This is a genomic window from Candidatus Aminicenantes bacterium, from assembly GCA_026393855.1.
Lineage (GTDB): Bacteria > Acidobacteriota > Aminicenantia > Aminicenantales > UBA4085 > UBA4085.
This window is the reverse complement of sequence record JAPKZJ010000042.1, coordinates 1-2,319: the sequence shown is the minus strand read 5'-3', so window position 1 is coordinate 2,319 and position 2,319 is coordinate 1. Positions and strand designations below refer to the sequence as shown.

Here is a 2,319-nt window from a genome sequence, read left to right as displayed (position 1 = left end):
CAGCCCTCGCTCGAGGCCGCACGCAAGCGGCTGGCCCTGCTTTTCCGGGACTTCGTGGTCGGCATCAACGGCACCTCGCACCTGGTTCTGGTCAAGACCACCCCCGGCAACGCCGGCGGCGTGGCCTCGCTGATCGACGGCTTCCGCCGCCCGGGCATCCTGGGCACAGTGGCGGGCGACGACACCATCCTGATCGTCGTCGATACCGAAACCCGCCGGACGGAGGTCGAGCGCGAGCTGCGCGCCCTGCTCCAGGGTGCATAAAAGATACTTCCAACCCTTCTTTCATAGGTCCCATTCCATCAATCGCACCAAAGGAGTTCGTCGTGTCTAAAATCATACTTGCCTATTCCGGAGGCCTCGACACCTCCGTCATCCTCAAATGGCTGGCCGAAAAGGGGAACGATGTCGTGGCCTACGTCGCCGACGTCGGGCAGAACGAGGATCTCGAGGCCGTCAAGGCCAAGGCCTTGGCCACGGGCGCGTCCAAAGCCGTCGTGGTCGACCTCAAGCGCGAGCTGGTCACCGATTACGTCTTCGCCGCCGTCAAAGCGAACGCGGTCTACGAGGGCCGCTATCTGCTCGGCACGTCCCTGGCCCGGCCGCTCATCGCCAAGGCCCAGGTCGCCTTGGCCCACACCGAGGGGGCGACCCATGTCGCCCACGGGGCCACGGGGAAGGGCAACGATCAGGTCCGCTTCGAGCTGAGCTATGCCGCGCTGGATCCGGCCCTCAAGATCATCTCGCCCTGGAAGGACCCGGAATTCCTGGCTGCCTTCAAAGGCCGTCCCGACTTGCTGGACTACGCTAAGGCGCACGGCATCGACGTTAAGGCCTCGTCGGGCAAGCCTTTCAGCGAGGACGCCAACCTCATCCACATCAGTCACGAGTCAGGCATCCTCGAGGATCCGGCCGCCGACGCGGGCGAGGGCATCTACAGCTGGACGACCAGCCCGACCGCCGCGCCGGACAGCCAGACCATGATCGAGATCACCTTCAAGGACGGTGAGCCGGTGGCGGTGGAGGACAAGACGCACGGCGTCGGCAGGACCGACCCGCTGGGGATGTTCGAGCTGCTCAACGAGCTGGGGGCCAAGAACGGCATCGGCCGGGTCGACATGGTCGAGAACCGCTTCGTCGGAGTTAAGAGCCGCGGCATTTACGAAACGCCGGGGCTGACCATCCTGCTGGCTGCCCACAAGGACATCGAAGGCATCGCCATGGACCGCGAGGTTATGCGGCTGCGCGACTCGCTTTCGCCCAAGTTCGCCGAGTTCGTCTACAACGGGTTCTGGTTCTCGCCCGAGATGGACTTTCTGATGGCCGCCATCAACAAGAGCCAGGAGGTCGTGGATGGGGTCGTCCGGCTGGCCCTCTACAAGGGCACCGCCGCGCCGGTGGCCCGCCGCTCGCACAGCTCGCTCTACGACAAGGACCTGAGCTCGATGGACATCGAGGGCGGCTTCGACCAGACCGATTCGCGGGGCTTCATTGCCATCAACGCCATCCGGCTCAAGGCTCACCACGTCATCATGGCCAAGCGGGGCAAGAAGGTGACGGGCTTCCTTAGGAACGGGAAATGAGCGGCGAGGGTGGGGCGGGCGGCAGTTCAGGCGGAAGGCCGCCTGGCGCCGGAACGGGGACGGTCTGGGGACGGAGGTTCGCGGGTCAGGCGCGCGTGGAATTGTTCGATCGGTTCAATGCCTCGATTAAAGAGGACTCCTTTCTGGCCGCGGCGGAGATCCTGGCCTCGGCGGCTTACGCCAGGGCGTTGGGACGAGCGGGGATTTTAAGTCCAAGCGAAGTCGAAGAGACGTTGGCGGGGTTGGCTCGGGTGGGGGCGCGGATCGCGGCCGGCGAGGCCGACATCTCGAGGTTCGAGGATATCCATTCGGCGGTCGAGATTCTTCTAACCGAGGAGATCGGCGAAGTCGGGCGGAAGCTCCACACCGGCCGCAGCCGGAACGAGCAGGTAACGACCGACGAGCGACTGTGGCTGAAAGAGAAGATCCCGGAAGCGATCGAAGCCGTGGCGGCGACGGAAGCGGCTCTAGCCCGGCTGGCCGAGGCGCATCCGGAGGCGGTATGGCCGGGATACACGCATCTCCAACCGGCGCAGGTCGTACCGTTCTCGATGTGGGCGATGTCGTTTGCCGCGCCGATGGTGCGGGCGAGGGAGCGGCTAGGGGAGGCCTTGGCCAGGGTCGACGTCCTGCCGCTCGGGTCGGGGGCGCTGGCCGGCTCGACGGTCGCCCTCGATCGGGAGAAGATGAGGGCGGACCTGGGATTCGGCCGCGTGACGGAAAACCCGATGGACGC

General features: G+C 65.5%; 3 protein-coding genes. All 3 read left to right on the top strand.

Annotation, left to right across the window (positions count from 1 at the left end):
* On the top strand, positions 1–264 hold a 264-nt coding region (locus NTZ26_05025; protein ID MCX6559858.1), incomplete at its 5' end, for an arginine repressor.
* Between the two features lie 41 nt (positions 265–305).
* Entirely contained in the window at positions 306–1,583 is a 1,278-nt protein-coding gene (locus tag NTZ26_05020; protein MCX6559857.1) for an argininosuccinate synthase, read from the top strand.
* A gap of 95 nt (positions 1,584–1,678) precedes the next feature.
* Positions 1,679–2,319: lyase family protein (locus NTZ26_05015; GenBank protein ID MCX6559856.1), on the top strand; the 641-nt coding region annotated here is incomplete at its 3' end.